Raw genomic sequence first — 16,820 nt, 5'->3', positions numbered from 1 at the left:
TGAAAAACAAAATATTGAAGATAATATTTAGTTTGTTACTGACTTTATTAGTAATGCAAATCTCTTCTGCCCAAAGCAAGGAGCAATATCCGACCACCCATGTTAATGAGTGGCGGCAAATGAACTCTTCGAAAAAAGCTTCTTTTGATTGGTTTAAAGATGCCAAGTATGGCATGTTTATCCATTGGGGGCTTTATTCAATCCCAGGTGGCGTATGGAAAGGTAAAACGATAGATGAAATGAAAAATGGGCCTAAAGTTGCTGAATGGATCATGCTTGCAGCTAAAATTCCCAGGGCCGAATATGCCGAGTTGGCCCGACAATTCAATCCCGTTAAATTCAATGCCGATTCGATTGCCAGACTGGCAAAAGATGCTGGTATGAAGTACATCGTCATTACTTCAAAACACCATGATGGTTTTGCTCTTTTCGATTCCAAAGTAAGCTGGTTTAACGTAATGGATGCCACCACTTTCAAACGGGATATTATTAGGGAGTTGCATGATGCCTGTAAAAAGCAGGGACTTGAATTTGGGGTCTATTATTCGCACAATATCGACTGGATGGATGGCTCCGATGCACAATCAGCAGAGTCGTTTAAACAAAATTCCAGGATGAGTGAGTTTGAGAAAACTTTTGGAGCCAACACCTGGGATCCCAGCCCGAATACTTTTGAAGAATATTTGCAGAACAAGGCCTATCCGCAGGTAAAGGAGCTGATGAGAAACTATCCGGATATGAAACTGTTGTGGTTTGATATGCCATGGAGGATGAAGCCCGACCAAAGCTTTAATTTCTATAAAATTGTATATGACATTCAGCCACAGGTGATCATTACCGAGCGGATCGGGAATGGCTTTGGCGATTATTTCATCCCGGGCGACAATACAATCCCCGAAGATCCTGACCACATCACCAAACCATGGGAAACCGTTGGTACGACAAACAACTCATGGGGTTATAAATCCTACGACAACGACTGGAAAACACCGAAGGAAGTGCTTTACTGGCTAATCGAAATTGTATCGAAAGGGGGAAATTATATGTTGAACGTCGGCCCGACAGGCGAAGGAGTGGTTCCGTCCCAGAGTGTCTATAATCTGAAAGAAGTTGGGAAATGGTTAAAAATGAATGGTGAAGCCATCTATGGCACCCAAAAATGGAGGGTTAACCGCGAAGGGCCTACCCGGATTAACATGAAAAGTACGGAAGACCGCGCCAAAAAAGGATTTCAGGGAAATTTCACCAAAGAGGATTTCTGGTTTACCAAAAAAGGAAATGTCCTATATGCCATTTCCATCGTGAAACCTGCCGATAAAGAAGTCATCAAGTCATTCAACAGCAGTATCGGTAAAATCAAATCAGTTGAAATATTGGGAAAGGGCAAGGTGAAATTTTTGCAGACATCTGAATCATTAATTGTCACTATTCCAAAAGGGTTTATGCCTGCCAACGGGTTTGTTGTAAAAGCTGAATTATAAAAGGATTTTAAATTACCTAGTCAAAACAAAAAGCAAATCTTAGTGACACTGTGTACACAAAAAAAATATTTGCTACCTGTATGGTAACCATAATCGCTGTTTGCATCTCAACAAATACCAACGTTGCTTATACCGGCAGCAAAGACAATCAATACGTTTACGTCATAATGAAAGAGTGGCCTGGACAGGAACTGCAACTGAAGGGTTTAAATGCAGAAAGAGGCAGCAAAATCGAATATCAGTCAAATATATATTACCATGAATAAACTTTTAAAACATTCGCTTTTTGTCGGGCTTGCTGCAACGCAGCTCCCTGTATTAAGTGCTCCGGCCAATAAACCGCAAAATCCAAACATTGTCCTGATTTTTATGGATGACATGGGATATGGCGATTTGAGTTGTTATGGAGCAACTCAGTACAAAACGCCCAATCTTGATCGGATGGCAGCCCAGGGCATTCGTTTTACAAACTTCGTTTCGGCGCAGGCTGTGTGCAGTGCTTCGCGTGCAGGAATTTTAACCGGATGTTATCCGAATCGGGTCGGTATTTCAGGGGCTCTTTTCCCTGATTCAAAGATTGGATTAAATCCTTCCGAAGAAATTATTCCTGAAATATTGAAAAAAAGAAATTACAAAACCGCTGCTATCGGGAAATGGCATCTGGGCGATCACCGCGAATTTCTGCCCTTGCAGCAAGGATTCGATGAATTTTTTGGACTCCCTTACTCCAACGATATGTGGCCATTCGACTATATAGGCAATGCCCCTCAGCCCAATACCTTTCAGTTTAATTGCCCTCCCTTGTTTTTGATGGAAGGCAATGAAAAGGTACGGGAAATAAAAACGCTGGGCGACCAATCACAACTGACAACTATTTATACGGAAAGAGCTGTCCGGTTTATAACAGAAAATAAGAACAATCCGTTTTTTCTTTACCTGGCGCATTCGATGACTCATGTTCCGCTTGCTGTTTCGTACAAGTTTAAGGGGAAAAGCGAACAGGGAATGTTTGGTGATGTGATGATGGAAATCGACTGGTCAGTAGGCGAAATCATGAAAGCGCTTGAGAAGAACGGTCTCGATAAGAATACACTGGTCATTTTTACTTCCGACAACGGCCCGTGGCTGAATTTTGGCAATCATGCGGGTTCTACTGGAGGACTTCGCGAAGGCAAGGGAAGCAGCTTTGAAGGCGGTCAGCGGGAACCTTGTCTGATGAAATGGCCGGGACATATTGCAGCAGGAACAATCTGCAACAAACTGGCTTCAACCATTGATATTCTACCCACACTTGCAGCAATTACAACTGCCACACTTCCGGAGAAAAAGATTGACGGTGTTAATATTCTGTCGCTTTTGCTGGGAGATGATAATGCCAATCCCCGTGAAACTTTCCTGTATTATTACCGGAAGAACAGTCTGGAAGCTGTTCGGAAAGGCAACTGGAAACTGGTGTTTGCCCACCCGGGTCATACTTACATTGGATTCAAACCCGGAGCAGACGGATTCCCTGGAGACACCAATTGGAATTTTAACTTCGAAGAAGGTTTGTACGATCTCCGTCGCGATCCAGGCGAGAGGTATGATATAAAGAAATATTATCCGGAAGTGGTTACCGAACTAAAGAAACTTGCTGATGAAGCGCGTATCGATCTGGGTGATGATATTCAGAATGTAAAAGGTAAGAATCAAAGAGAACCTGGCCGTATTTCAGAAAATAAATCCAACTAATCCAAATAAGCTGAATGGTATCAGTTCAAAGAGCTTGACAAGCTCATCGAAGCGGCGTAAAAACAAAGAAAGGAGGAAAACATGAGAACCAACACCAATGTGTAGATGAGAAATTGCCCCCATAGCTTAAAAATCAGCCAGTAGAGGGGCAAATACCCACAAGAGCAATGGCAAACAGAAGATTCGAACGCGGAGTTAAACTAATTTGGCCGCAATTGAATAGCTTTTGCTCATATACCGGATTATTTCCGGTTCAAAAAAATCAAATTAGATATTGAAGTATTACTTTAAAATTAAAATTATGGCTGGAACATTTAAATTTACATTTGGCCCCTGGAACATTCATGAAGGATCTGATCCTTTTGGGCCTGTAGTTCGCAAACCAATTGAATTTGGTAAAAAATTGACCCTTTACAAGAAAATGGGTTTTGATGGAGTTCAGTTTCATGACGATGATGCCGTTCCTGATTTGAATGATCTTACACCTCAACAAATCATTAAAAAAGCTACGGATCTTAGAAAAGTATTGGACGATCATGGATTATCAGCAGAGTTCGTAGCTCCCAGAATGTGGGAAGATGCACGTACTATTGATGGTGGATATACTTCAAACGATCCCGAATGCAGAAAGTATGCAGTTGAGCGCAGCAAACGTACTATTGATATTGCCAATGCACTTGGAACCGATTTGGTGGTTTTGTGGCTTGCACGCGAAGGAACCTATATCCGGGAAGCGAAAGACAGCAAGGTAGCTACTGAAAGAATTGTTTATGCGATTAATCAGATGCTTGAATATGACCCTGGAATCAGGGTTTGTATCGAGCCAAAGCCTAACGAACCGATGGATCATACTTATATTCCAACCACGGGGCATGCGATAGCACTATCGCTGTTGTGTATTGATCCAAAACGGATTGGTGTAAATATTGAAAGTGCACATGCCATTCTTGCAGGATTGGATCCCTCTGATGAAATGGGATTTGCGTTATCCTTTAATAAATTATGGACAGTTCATCTTAATGATCAAAACGGATTGAAATATGATCAGGATAAAACATTCGGATCCGTTGATTTACGCAGGGCATTCAACCAGGTTCGTATTCTCGACAAACACGATTATGGAAAAAATGGTGAATGGGTAGGCCTCGACGTTAAAGCAATGAGAACTCAAAAGGACGATGTTGCAACAAAGCATTTAAGCAACAGCAGAGAGATATTCTTTAAACTCCTTGAAATATCCAGAAGTCTTAATGATGAATATATTGAGAATTGCACTCAAGAACGAGACTATGAGGAATTAGACCTTTATATTCTCAAATCATTATTGCGAGGATAAGAATAAAAATTGTTTAAATTTTTTATTCCACTTTTATTTAGTCAATATCATGTACTTAAAAAAAAATAAAGTGATTTAATTACTAATTAATCAAATGAAAAAATTATTAATTTATCTTTTGCTTTTTGTCTTATTTCCTTTTTCGTGTTCAAATCGAGATAAACTGGTTTACAAAGACAAGAACGCCAAGATTGAAGCGCGGGTTGAAGACCTTATCTGCCGGATGACCGTTGAAGAAAAAGTGGCCCAGACACTGGCAGTATGGAGGATGGTGGGATATGATGGCAAATTCTCGCCAGACAGTGCGAAGAAATATGCTTTACATGGCCTGGGGTCATTGTACCGGACGTATTTAGGGCAAACGTATGAAGAGGCAGCGGAAGAGTCGAACGCAATACAGAAATATTTTATTGAAAATACCCGCCTGGGGATTCCGGTATTGATTAGTACAGAAGGCCTACATGGACTGATGGCAAAGAATGCTACCGTTTTCCCAATGGCTATGGGATTGGCCAGTAGCTGGGACACCGAACTGTTTCATCGGGTTTACACAGACGTTGCTTTAGAGACGAGAGCCTTGGGAATACAGCAGTTATTTTCCCCAAACCTGGATATTGTCCGCGACCCGCGGTGGGGACGTACCGATGAGAATTTTGGCGAAGACCCGTATCTGACATCCCGGCTTGGCGTGGCATTCATAAAAGCCCTGCAAGGTAATGAAACTACGATTGACCGTTATCATGTGGCAGCAACTGCAAAACATTTTGCCGTGCATGGCCAACCGGAGGGAGGAATCAACCAGGCCCCAGGCAATATTTCAGAGCGGGAAATCCTTTCGGCATTCCTGCCCTCTTTCGAAGCCGCTGTCAAAGAAGCAAAGGTGAGGCAGGTTATGCCGTCCTATAACGAAATTGACGGTATCCCTTCGCACAAAAATAGATGGTTGCTACGGGAGGTGTTACGCGAAAAATTCGGATTTAATGGTGTCGTTATATCTGATTACTGTGCCGTAGAGCAACTTTACAGAAACACCTGGGGACGGGCACATTTTGTGGCCAAAGACAGGGATGATGCTGCGAGGCTTGCTTTGGGGGTCGGCGTTGATTTTGATTTGTCAGAGCCTCCATTTTATAGCTATCCGACTTTAGTACAGCAGATAAAAGAGAAGAAAGTTTCCGAAGCTCTGCTTGATGAAAGTGTCCAGAGAATATTAACATTGAAATTTGAACTCGGTTTGTTTGACAACCCTTATGTCGATCCCAGCAAAGCAAAAGATATCATCAACTGCGAAGCACACCGCGCCCTTGCACTGGAAGCCGCGCACAAGTCCGTCGTATTACTGAAAAACGATAAAAACCTACTTCCGTTAAACAAGGACAAACTGAAAACAGTTGCCGTTATCGGGCCAAATGCAAACATCACACATTTCGGAAACTATTCCGGTACCAATGAAAAGGCAACCACCCTTCTCGACGGGATTAAAAATGAACTTGGCGCTGGCAGTGTAAAATTTGCCCAGGGTTGCTTTTTGACCCAAAGGGGCAAAGGCCGTATAATAGAGTTATATGACCGCGAAAAGAACTTGAAACTTATCAGGGAGGCAGTGGCCATTGCCAAATCATGCGATGTGATTATCCTGGCAATAGGTGACAATACCGATTTGTGCCATGAATTCGGTGACCTGCCTACCCTGGACTTAGTGGGAGAACAAAACGATCTGGTAAAGGCGTTGGAAGCGACGGGTGTGCCTTTAGTTGTGTTGCTGTTTAATGGCCGGCCGTTATCGATAAATTATATAGAAAAAAATATTCCCGCAATACTTGAATGCTGGCACCCGGGCGAGGCCACTGGTACCGCGATGTCCGATTTGCTGTTTGGGAAAGCAAACCCCAGTGGTAAGTTAACCATTACTTTCCCTATTTCAGTTGGGCATATCCCTTGCTACTATAACCGGAAACCTTCATCACAAGGTTCATATGTTATCAACAATAAAAAATTTATTTACCCTTTTGGGTATGGTTTGAGTTACACCACGTTTGAATACTCCAATTTTAGAATTGACAAACCATCTGTAAGTCTTGGGGAAAATGCTACTGTTTCAGTAGATGTTAAGAACACGGGGAAAATGGCGGGCGATGAAATCGTACAGCTCTATATCCGTGACCTGGTAAGTTCGGTAACACGGCCTGTAAAGGAGCTGAAGGGTTTTGAACGGATTAGCCTTTCCCTCGGGGAAACAAAAAAAGTGAGTTTTATCATTACCCCCGATAAGCTTGAATTTTACAATGAAGATATGAAAAAGGTTATCGAACCCGGAATGTTCAATGTTATGGTTGGACGCAGTTCTGAGAATTTGGATACCCTGCAAATGGAAGTTAAGTAATGTTCCAGATTTTTTATCTGGATTGAGTAGATATTGCTGATCTATTATCAAAATAAGATGAATCGGAAATGAAAATAAAATCTAATAATTATCTCTATTTTATAAGTTTTATCGCGACCCTGGGCGGTTTAATGTTTGGTTTCGATATTGCAATCATTTCAGGGGCAGTGCCTTTCATACAGTCCTATTTTGGATGGAATGAACTTCAGTTGGGCTGGGGCGTCAGTTCATTGTTGGTAGGCGCAATCATCGGGGCTTTTAGTTCCGGAATTTTAACAGACAGATGCGGACGCAAAAAAATTCTTATTGTTGTTGCATTGTTTTTCGCCCTTTCGTGCGCCGCAACAGCCCTGGCCTCAAGTTCATTTACTTTTATTTTGGCCCGTTTGTTCGGAGGTCTGGCCGTTGGCGCTGCATCCGTCCTTTCACCCATGTATGTGGCCGAGGTATCCCCTCCCAACAAAAGGGGAATGCTTGTGGCAATTTATCAGCTTACTATTGTCATTGGCATTATTATCTCCTATACAATTAATTTTTGGTTGCATGATGTGGACAACAACTGGCGTTGGATGTTTGCCACAGGCATTATTCCCTCGGTGTTGTTTTTTACCGGATTGTTTTTTATCCCTGAAAGCCCGCGGTGGTTGTACAAAGCAGGATTCCAGGAGAAATCGATGGAAGTGCTTACCCGGATCGGTGGCACAGCTTTGGCCCAGGTCGAGATCAGGGAAATATCCGAATCGTTAAAAGATAATCCGGCAAAGGTTGCCTTCGGGGAGCTGTTCAAACCATCATTCCGTAAGGTATTATTGGTTGGGTTCTTTTTGTCTGTGCTTGTACAGGTAAGTGGTATTAATACGGTGATTGATTATGCCCCTAAAATATTGATAGCAGCCGGGATAGAGATTAAGAATGCCCTGCTTCAAACCTCACTTATAGGTCTTGTCAACGGCCTGTTTACTTTTGTTGCCATAGCGCTGATCGATAAAGTAGGACGCCGCAGGCTTTATTTGATGGGTTCCATGGGCATGGCCGTAACATTGGTAATGTTGGCATTATCCTTTTATTTTAACCTGGGTGCTTTGTTTACTTTGATTTGTATCATGTTGTTTTGCGCATTTTTCTCATCCTGTATCGGGCCTGTTTTCTGGACCCTTGTATCGGAGATATTTCCTAATAAAATACGCGGTTCTGCCGTTGCCTTTGCCTCTTTTACCCAATGGGTATTTAACTTCCTTGTAGTGCTTCTATTTCCATATTTTTTAGAGTCGGTTGGCGGTGCAACAACCTTTCTGTTCCTTGCTGCCATGTCGCTTTTGCAATGGTTGTTCGCCTATTTATATGTGCCGGAAACGAAAGGAAAGTCGCTGGAGGAAATTGAACAGATTTGGCAATATAAAAATGCAGGGCATTAAAATTCGTTACTTGATAACCTTAAGTTTGAAACTGCTCGAAAATTTGGAAACAACTTATTATAAAAAAACTAATGACACCATTTGAAAGATATATAAGAATGTTGGAAGGCAAACCTGTTGATTTTGTTCCCCATATCCCTATTTTAATGCAGTTTGCAGCAGAATTTGTAGGATCAGACTACGCCTGTTTTGCATCCGACTTTAACACCCTGGTTAAATCGAATGAAGTGTGTGCAAAATATTTTGGGATTGATCAGTTAAGCTGTATATCAGATCCGTACCGTGAAACACATGGATTTGGTTCCGAAGTAAAATATGTAAATGATGGCCCGCCTCGTAGTACTCATCCGCTAATTGATAACAATGATATGAGCCTACTCCTGGAGCCAGATCCTTTAAAATCCGAACGGATGCTCGACAGAGTAAATGCGATAAAGCTGTATAAAGAGAAATTTGGAGATGAATATTCTGTAATTGGATGGATTGAAGGACCAGCAGCAGGTGCTGCAACACTTCGCGACGTGAGCAATTTTCTCGTGGATTTAGTTATCGACGAACCTTTTGCATGCAAAATCATGGATAAATGCCTTGAAGTTGGTATCGCGTTTGCTAAAGCGCAGGTAGATGCGGGAGCTGATACAATCGGTATTGGCGATGCTATAGCAAGCCAGGTTCCACCTGATGTCTATGAGAACCTGATATTGCCCCGTGAGAAGAAATTGATCCAGGCCATAAAGGATATGGGAGTTTATGTGAAACTTCATATCGGTGGAAATATTACACATCTTCTTCCAGGTATTTCCAATCTGGACATTGATATCATTGATGTTGACCATATGGTAAACCTTGCTGTGGTTCGAATAATGCTCCCCAAAAGAGTAACAATTGCCGGAAATATTGACCCGGTAAAAGGAGTTTTTTTCGGAACACCTGAATCCATAAGAGGAAAAATTATTGATGACTATCAATTGGTTGGGAATCCTTATATGGTCAATGCGGGATGTGAAATTCCATCAGGAACGCCTAATGAGAATCTTAAAGCTTTATGTGAACCAATTAGATATAAATCATAGGGGTATCCAATGATTTATTGAATTTTAGAACAAATCAAGCAATCTTATTTTAATCAGTATAATGAAAGGACAAATAAAGAAAATAATACAAGCCAGTTTTTGCCTTTCAATTACTAAGGTATTGGCAATTCTTATTTTTGCCGCTTTATCTATTCAATCCCCCGCAACAGCTTCCGGCAAAAAGGAATCCAGATTCAGAGGTGTTCAGATTGGAGTAATCACCTATAGTTATCGTAGTATGCCGGATCAAACAATCACCGCTATTCTGAAATATGTGACCCAGTCAGGCTTAAGTTCAGTAGAGTTAATGGGAGGTCCGGAGGAACAGTATGGAAGTATTCCCCAGGGAAATGATCCACAGGTTATCCGTAAGTGGCGTACCACCATTTCTATGGCTAAATTCAAAGAGATCCGTAAGATGTTCAATGACAAAGGAGTAAAAATCGATATGTTGATATTAGGTGACAAAAACTGGTCAGACGAAGAAATTGATTATTCCTTTAATATGTGTAAGACATTAGGGGTAAGAGGTATTTGGATGGAGATTTCGGAAGAGGCGGCCAAACGGATGGAACAACATTGCCGAAACCACCCTGGAAATCAATATTAATTAAATTATTTATGATGACATTAAAGACTTTTTCATCCATCCCGTTGGTGTTATTTACAATTGCCACTCAGGCGCAAGTTGTGGAGCATAAACCCAACGTAATTTTTATCCTAACCGATGATCAAGGGTACGGAGACATGGGATGCCATGGCAACCCATGGATCAAAACCCCCAATATGGATAGGCTGTATTCACAAAGTGTCCGATTTACCAATTTCCATGTCGGGACAACCTGCGCTCCAAGCCGGTCCGGATTAATGACCGGTAATTATTGCAACAAAGTTGGAGTATGGCATACCATCAACGGACGGGAGATTCTGAATGCGAACCAGACAACAATTGCACAGGTATTTAAAGAGGGAGGGTATACCACGGGTATATTTGGAAAATGGCACCTGGGAGATAATTATCCGTATCGCACTCAAGATCGCGGGTTTGACGAATCGCTGGTTCTGAAGGGTGGCGGGGTTGGTCAGGCTCCCGACTATTGGAACAACGATTATTTCGATGATACTTACTTTCACAATGGGAAACCCGAAAAGTTTAGCGGTTACTGTACTGATGTTTGGTTCTCCGAAGCCTTAAAATTCATTAAAAAGAACAAAAATCAGCCTTTTTTCTGTTACCTGCCAACCAATGCCCCACATGGTCCATACCGTGTCGCAGAAAAGTATTATAAGCCGTATTTGGAAAATGGTTCAATTCCTAGTCCTGTCTTTTACGGAATGATAGTCAACATCGATGAAAATATAGAAAAGCTTCGGGAATTTCTGGAAAAAGAAGGTCTTGCAAAGAATACTATTCTTGTTTTTATGACTGATAATGGAACGGCATCCGGGATTAACGTGGATAAAAATGAGCGGGTAATCCGGGGTTATAATGCAGGGATGAGCGGGGCAAAGGGCTCAGCCTTCGAAGGGGGCCACCGGGTTCCGTTTTTTATTTATTGGGAAAATGGTCGATTGACAGGAGGAAGAGATATAGATAAACTTACTTCGTTTATAGATTTTATGCCAACTCTTCTTGATCTGTGTCATATCAAAGTTCCTGATGGGGTCGAATTTGATGGGAACAGCCTGGTTCCTTTACTTTTTCATCCAAAAGCCGCCTGGCCATCCAGAATTCTTTTCACAGACACCCAGCGGGAAGAATACCTAAAAAAGTATAAAGATTATTGTATAATGACAGACCAATGGAGGCTTCTCAATGGTCGCTTGTATGATATACAGAATGATCCGGGAGAATTCAATGATGTGTCAGCGAATTATCCTGAAGTCGTTGCAAAACTTAACGCAGCTTATGAAGTGTGGTGGAATAAGATTAGTATAAATGAAAATAAGGTCAACGCGATCTATTTAGGTTCTGAAAAAGCTACGGAAGTTACGTTGTCTACCCACGATTGTCATGTTGTGAAAGGCTATCCTGCATGGTCACAGCAGATGGTTCGGCTGGGGGAAGGTGCCAACGGGCATTGGGTCGTTGAAGTGGTAAAGGACGGCAGATATCAATTTGATCTTCGCCGCTGGCCGGCAGAGGCTGGTTTAAAACTAAGAGATCGGGCCCCGGCTGGAAATTCAGTTCCTGGCGATAAACCATATCCTGAAGGAAAGGCATTGAATATAATTGAAGCTAGTGTTAAAATCGGAGAACAGGAATTTCATAAAAAAGTAAATGATTCAGATGTTTATTCAAGGTTTAACATTGAGCTAAAAAAAGGAACCTACGAATTGAAATGCCGTTTTACAGATGCAGAAAATGTTGAGCGGGACTCTTATTATGTTTATGTTAGTTATTTAGGGATGTAAGTATGCTTTTGATGCTTTTACATCAGAAGAAGTAAAATATTTTTCAATGATTTTTCCGATTAAAATATAAGTTCTAAGTCAAATTTAAAATAATGGAGGATTTATCATGTTAAAGTATTTATTGATTATTGTACTATTGGTGGTGAATGTTTCTGCTATTTGTCAGGTCCCGGCCTATTTAAAAGACTATAGGGAAGAGTACAAAAAAAATCCCCGCGAAGCCAACATGAAATGGTTCAAAGAAGCCCAATTCGGGATGTTTATTCACTACGGGCTTTATAGCCAGTTGGGCAAGGGAGAATGGGTGCAGCTGATGGACACCATTCCTTTGAATGAATATGCCAAACTAAAAGGCCAATTTACTGCCTCCGGTTTTGATGCAGAGTTCATTGTGCAGTTGGCGAAAAAAGCAGGGATGAAATACATTACCATCACGGCCAAACACCACGAAGGGTTTTGCCTGTTTAAAACGAAAGAAACTGATTATAACAGCGTCAATTCTCCTGCCAGGCGCGATTTGATTGGAGAGATGGCCAAAGCCTGTGAGAAAGAGGGATTGGGTTTATTTTTGTATTATTCTTATGCTGCTGATTGGCATCATCCTTATTTTTATTCAAGGGAAGCAGGGTGGAACAATGCACGCCCGGCCTACAAAGAGGAGCCAGCAGAATACAAGTACAAAAAGCCTGAAGATTTTCGCAGGTATGTTGATTATGTCCAGGCACAGCTTAAGGAATTGCTCACCCAATACCCAACCGTGGCAGGGATCTGGTTTGATCCGATTATGGGCTTTTATGCAAACCCGGATGTTTTTCCAATAAAAGAAACTTATGCATTAATCCGTAAATTATCGCCCCATGCCCTGATTTCATTTAAACAGGGAGCCAATGGCGATGAGGATTTTATGGCCCCGGAACGAGGAGGAAATGCTAAAGTTGGTGAACAATATCCTATTGCCAGAAAAGCTTACGAACTAAATAAAGACAAACCCAAGGAAGTTTGCAATACCATGCAACCACATTTACCTGGCATTGATGGGGGCTCAACCTGGGGTTACAACAAAGCTATTGATGGGCATCACCTGAAAGTTGAAGACGTCAGAAAACTGTTGGATGAAGCCCAGTCAAACCATTACAATCTTCTGCTTAATATTGGTCCTTTGCCTGATGGGTCTGTCCATCCGGAAGATATTGAAACATTATCAAATCTTAAAAAGAATTAATTATGGGAAATACATTATTCCCATTGTCTGCACTTATGTTATTCGGAACATTCACAAGTTGCAACACAGGTAAAGTTTCGACAGAAGAAAAGAAAAAGCCCAATATATTGTTTCTATTTGCCGACGACCAGCGGGCTGATGCCATGAGATGTGCAGGGAACACGTATATCCGTACACCAAATATCGATAAGTTGGCAGAAAATGGTGTCAGGTTCACCAGTAATTATGTCATGGGCGGTCATCATGGGGCCATTTGTGCTCCCAGCCGGGCCATGCTGATGAGTGGGAAAAGCCTCTTTCACGTGTATGATCATCTCGATGGGATTCATACGATGCCGATGCATTTTGCGGAAAATGGTTACGAAACCTTCGGGACAGGAAAATGGCACAATACCGTAAAAACTTTTGAGGCTTCTTTTCAGAAAGGTGAAAATGTTTTTATAGGTGGCATGGCCGATCATTATCAGGTTCCATGTCGAAATATGGGGCCTGACCGAAAACTAAGTGAGCCGGTAAAAAAAGGATTTTCGACCGATTTGTTTGCCGATGCAGCTATCAGTTATCTGGATAATTATGCCAAAGGTGAACGTAAGAACCCCTTCTTCTGTTATGTTGCCTTTACTGCTCCCCATGACCCACGTTCACCACGCAAAGATTACATCGGAATGTACCCAGATGGTTCAATTCCGCTGCCTGGAAATTTTAAAGCGCTCCATCCCTTCGAATTCGATGATTTAAACATCAGAGATGAAACGCTTGCGCCCTGGCCGCGAACCCCTGAAATTGTGCAACAATCACTCTCCGATTATTATGCACTGATCAGTCATTTGGACAACCGGATAGGTGATATCATTGAAACTCTGAAAAAGCAAGGTTTATTCGAAAATACCATTGTTGTTTATGCTGCCGATAACGGCCTTGCAATTGGAAGCCATGGTTTAATGGGAAAGCAGGATTTGTATGAGCACAGTATGAAAGTACCATTAATTATCAGTGGTCCCGGAATCCCGAAAAATGAAGTCCGTGATGCTTTGGTTTACCTATACGATATTTTTCCAACCTTATCCGATATTTGCGGCTTGCCTGCACCTAATGGTATTGACGGGAAGGATCTTGTTCCCGTTATCATGGGAAAAGAAAAAGAAGTTCGCAGTTCACTCTATACTGCTTACAAGAACACCGTAAGAGCCGTTCGAATCGATGAATGGAAGTTAATCCGTTATCCGCAAAGGGATTTTACACAGTTGTTCAACCTGAAGAATGATCCGCTCGAAATTGATAATCTGGCAGTTCTTCCGGAATATAAGTCAAAAGTGGATGAATTATTGGCTCTGATGAACGAATGGCATACCTTAACCAACGATACCGCGACCATGAACCCAAAAACTATATTGCCGCTTGAATACGACTATAAAAAGTTAAAACAGGTTCCCGACAATCAACAGCCGGAATATGTTTTGAAGAAATATTTCAAAGGCATTGATTTAAAAAGTCTTAAAAAATCTGAACATTAATTTGTTTTAAATGAGTGTCCCTTATTAGTATAATATGGGATATTCATAATAATTCTAATCAGAGTTTCTAAGTTTAAACGGTTTTTAAATAAGTAATTACAAAAATGAACAGACGAAATTTTATCCAAACAACAACTTTGGCAGGGACAGCAACGCTTTTGCCATTTGAGACGCCAGCTGCTGGTAATAATCTGATAGAACCTGAAAATGGAAATCAGCGGTTAAAACTTCAAAAATTGCAGGAATGGGAAAGAATGGGATATGGAATGTTCCTCCATTTTGGGATGAGTACCTTCGATGGTGCGGAACTTTCAAAAGGAGATAAACCTTCCACGTTTTACGCGCCGCAAAAAGTGGATACCGATCAATGGATAAGAACAGCCCGGGATGCCGGTATGAAATATGCCGTTTTAACGACCAAGCATGTTTCGGGGCATTGCCTCTGGCCAAGTAAATATACCGATTATCATGTAGGTACAAGTGGTAATAAAACTGATGTGGTGAGGGATTTTGTAAACTCATGTGCCAGATATGGCATTATGCCTGGTTTTTACTATTGCTCGTGGGATAACCACCACATCATGGGCTCAGGAACACCTTCGTATATTGCATGGGGAGATGCTTATACAACTGAAGAATATCGTGAATTTCAGTGGAACCAATTAGAAGAGCTTTTAACACAATATGGCGAAATAGGAGAAGTGTGGATTGACATTCCCGGAGTCCTGCCCCGTGATTATCGTCAGAAGCTCTATAACCAGATCGCACACTGGCAACCTGAGAGCGTGATAATGATGAACCATGGCATTGGTGATGGTTCACAGTTTAAAATCAATTATGCCTGGCCAACTGATTTGATTGCTATCGAACGCTTCCTTCCCAATAGCCAAACAAAACATATCAGGTTGAGAACTATCGAGGGGAAACAATACTATATGCCGGGCGAGGTTTGCGATCCTATCGGTAAAGAGTGGTTCTTCAAAGAAGGCGACACTCCACGCAGCGATGCAGAATTACTGGGTATGTATCTTGTTAGCCGGTCAAGGGGGACAAACCTATTGCTCGATGTACCTCCAGATAAAAACGGAGTTATCCCTAAAATGTATGTAGATGCACTGATGCAATTACGAAAAAACTTAAACACGCTATCTTTAAATATTTAATTATGGACCATAAAGAACGTTTTTTTGCTACCATCATTCATCAACCTGTTGACCGACCGGCTTCCTGGTTGGGTTTGCCAGTACCTTCTGCAGAACCGGCGTTAATGAAATACTTTAGTGTAAACAGTATCGATCAGCTTCGCGATATTATTGATGATGATATATATCCCATCGAAGTCCCTTACAACTATCCGCCGTCAAACCACATTGCCTGTGCATTCGATTTTGCCAAGGTAAGTCATTTGGACACTCCCGATGAACGAACACTAACTGCTCCGGGATTTTTTGAGGATTATACAGATGTTGCCGATGTCGAAAAATTTGCCTGGCCCGATCCAGCGTTGTATCTTGATCGGAAAGAATCCAGAAGAAGAGTTTCCGCTGCACCTATAGACCGGATAAAAATGGGTATTCTTTGGAGCGCCCATTTTCAGGATGCCTGTGCGGCTTTTGGTATGGAACAGGCGCTGATGGTGATGCTCTCCAATCCTGAAATGTTCCGTGCGGTGATTGACCGCATTACGGATTTCTATTTAAAGGCTAATGAAATTTTCTACGAATCGACTAAAGGCATGCTGGATGCGGTGCTGATCGGGAATGATTTTGGAAGTCAGACGTGCCTGATGGTTGATCCCGACAGTTTGCGCGAATATGTATTTCCTGGTACCAAAAAACTAATTGAGCAGGCTAAATGCTATGGATTGACCGTGATGCACCATTCGTGCGGTTCAATCTTTCCGATTATTCAGGACCTGGCCGGTTTGGGGGCCGATATTATCCATCCCATCCAGGCGCTTGCCAACGAAATGGATGCACCCAACCTGAAAAAACATTTTGATGGGAAAGTAGCCTTTTGCGGCGGAGTCGATGCCCAAAACCTTTTGGTGAATGGCAATCCAAAAGACATTGCAAAGAAGGTGATGAAATTAAAAGAACTATTTCCGACAGGATTAATCATTTCTCCAAGTCATGAGGCCATTTTGCCGGATATCTCACCAGAAAATATTGAAGCCATGTTTAACGCAATTAATAGAAATAAATGATAGCATCCAACCCCCTTCTTGGTACAGGTCTTCATGCTATTGGA

General features: G+C 41.8%; 13 protein-coding genes. All 13 read left to right on the top strand.

What is annotated here, in order from left to right:
* The first annotated feature begins 14 nt into the window (after window positions 1-14).
* The 13 genes from M0R21_11495 (at window position 15) to M0R21_11435 (ending at window position 16,776) form a co-directional block, all read left to right on the top strand.
* The gene (locus M0R21_11495; GenBank protein MCK9618442.1) at window positions 15-1,481 is read left to right on the top strand and encodes an alpha-L-fucosidase; all 1,467 of its coding nucleotides are present in this window, start codon (window positions 15-17) and stop codon (window positions 1,479-1,481) included.
* Between the two features lie 80 nt (window positions 1,482-1,561).
* Window positions 1,562-1,747, top strand: a complete 186-nt coding sequence (locus tag M0R21_11490; protein ID MCK9618441.1) for a hypothetical protein — start codon at window positions 1,562-1,564, stop codon at window positions 1,745-1,747.
* Window positions 1,740-3,212, top strand: a complete 1,473-nt coding sequence (locus M0R21_11485; GenBank protein ID MCK9618440.1) for a sulfatase — start codon at window positions 1,740-1,742, stop codon at window positions 3,210-3,212. The genes M0R21_11490 and M0R21_11485 overlap by 8 nt, the downstream gene beginning before the upstream one ends.
* Window positions 3,213-3,513: 301 nt before the next feature.
* Window positions 3,514-4,548: a TIM barrel protein gene (locus M0R21_11480; protein ID MCK9618439.1), complete on the top strand. Its 1,035-nt coding sequence runs from the start codon at window positions 3,514-3,516 to the stop codon at window positions 4,546-4,548.
* A gap of 94 nt (window positions 4,549-4,642) precedes the next feature.
* Complete coding sequence (locus tag M0R21_11475) at window positions 4,643-6,931, top strand: glycoside hydrolase family 3 C-terminal domain-containing protein (GenBank protein MCK9618438.1); 2,289 nt, start codon at window positions 4,643-4,645, stop codon at window positions 6,929-6,931.
* Window positions 6,932-6,999: 68 nt separating this feature from the next.
* Window positions 7,000-8,346 (top strand): sugar porter family MFS transporter, encoded by a 1,347-nt coding sequence (locus M0R21_11470; protein ID MCK9618437.1) that lies wholly within the window; start codon window positions 7,000-7,002, stop codon window positions 8,344-8,346.
* 71 nt (window positions 8,347-8,417) lie between these two features.
* Window positions 8,418-9,419, top strand: a complete 1,002-nt coding sequence (locus tag M0R21_11465; GenBank protein MCK9618436.1) for a uroporphyrinogen decarboxylase family protein — start codon at window positions 8,418-8,420, stop codon at window positions 9,417-9,419.
* Between the two features lie 61 nt (window positions 9,420-9,480).
* A complete protein-coding gene (locus M0R21_11460; GenBank protein MCK9618435.1) occupies window positions 9,481-10,029 on the top strand; it encodes a hypothetical protein in 549 nt (182 codons plus the stop codon).
* Between the two features lie 11 nt (window positions 10,030-10,040).
* Window positions 10,041-11,834, top strand: coding sequence for an arylsulfatase (locus M0R21_11455; protein ID MCK9618434.1), 1,794 nt, complete (start codon window positions 10,041-10,043; stop codon window positions 11,832-11,834).
* A 106-nt stretch (window positions 11,835-11,940) separates the two neighbouring features.
* Window positions 11,941-13,056, top strand: coding sequence for an alpha-L-fucosidase (locus M0R21_11450; GenBank protein ID MCK9618433.1), 1,116 nt, complete (start codon window positions 11,941-11,943; stop codon window positions 13,054-13,056).
* A 2-nt stretch (window positions 13,057-13,058) separates the two neighbouring features.
* On the top strand, window positions 13,059-14,570 hold the full coding sequence (locus M0R21_11445; GenBank protein ID MCK9618432.1) for a sulfatase-like hydrolase/transferase: 1,512 nt from the start codon (window positions 13,059-13,061) through the stop codon (window positions 14,568-14,570).
* Between the two features lie 104 nt (window positions 14,571-14,674).
* Window positions 14,675-15,733 (top strand): alpha-L-fucosidase, encoded by a 1,059-nt coding sequence (locus tag M0R21_11440; GenBank protein MCK9618431.1) that lies wholly within the window; start codon window positions 14,675-14,677, stop codon window positions 15,731-15,733.
* 2 nt (window positions 15,734-15,735) lie between these two features.
* The gene (locus M0R21_11435) at window positions 15,736-16,776 is read left to right on the top strand and encodes a uroporphyrinogen decarboxylase family protein (protein ID MCK9618430.1); all 1,041 of its coding nucleotides are present in this window, start codon (window positions 15,736-15,738) and stop codon (window positions 16,774-16,776) included.
* Window positions 16,777-16,820: the final 44 nt, after the last annotated feature.

It is taken from the genome of Lentimicrobiaceae bacterium, assembly GCA_023227965.1.
Taxonomy (GTDB): Bacteria; Bacteroidota; Bacteroidia; order Bacteroidales; family JALOCA01; genus JALOCA01.
The sequence above is the reverse complement of the archived record's forward strand: the minus strand, read 5'-3'. Positions and strand labels throughout refer to the sequence as shown.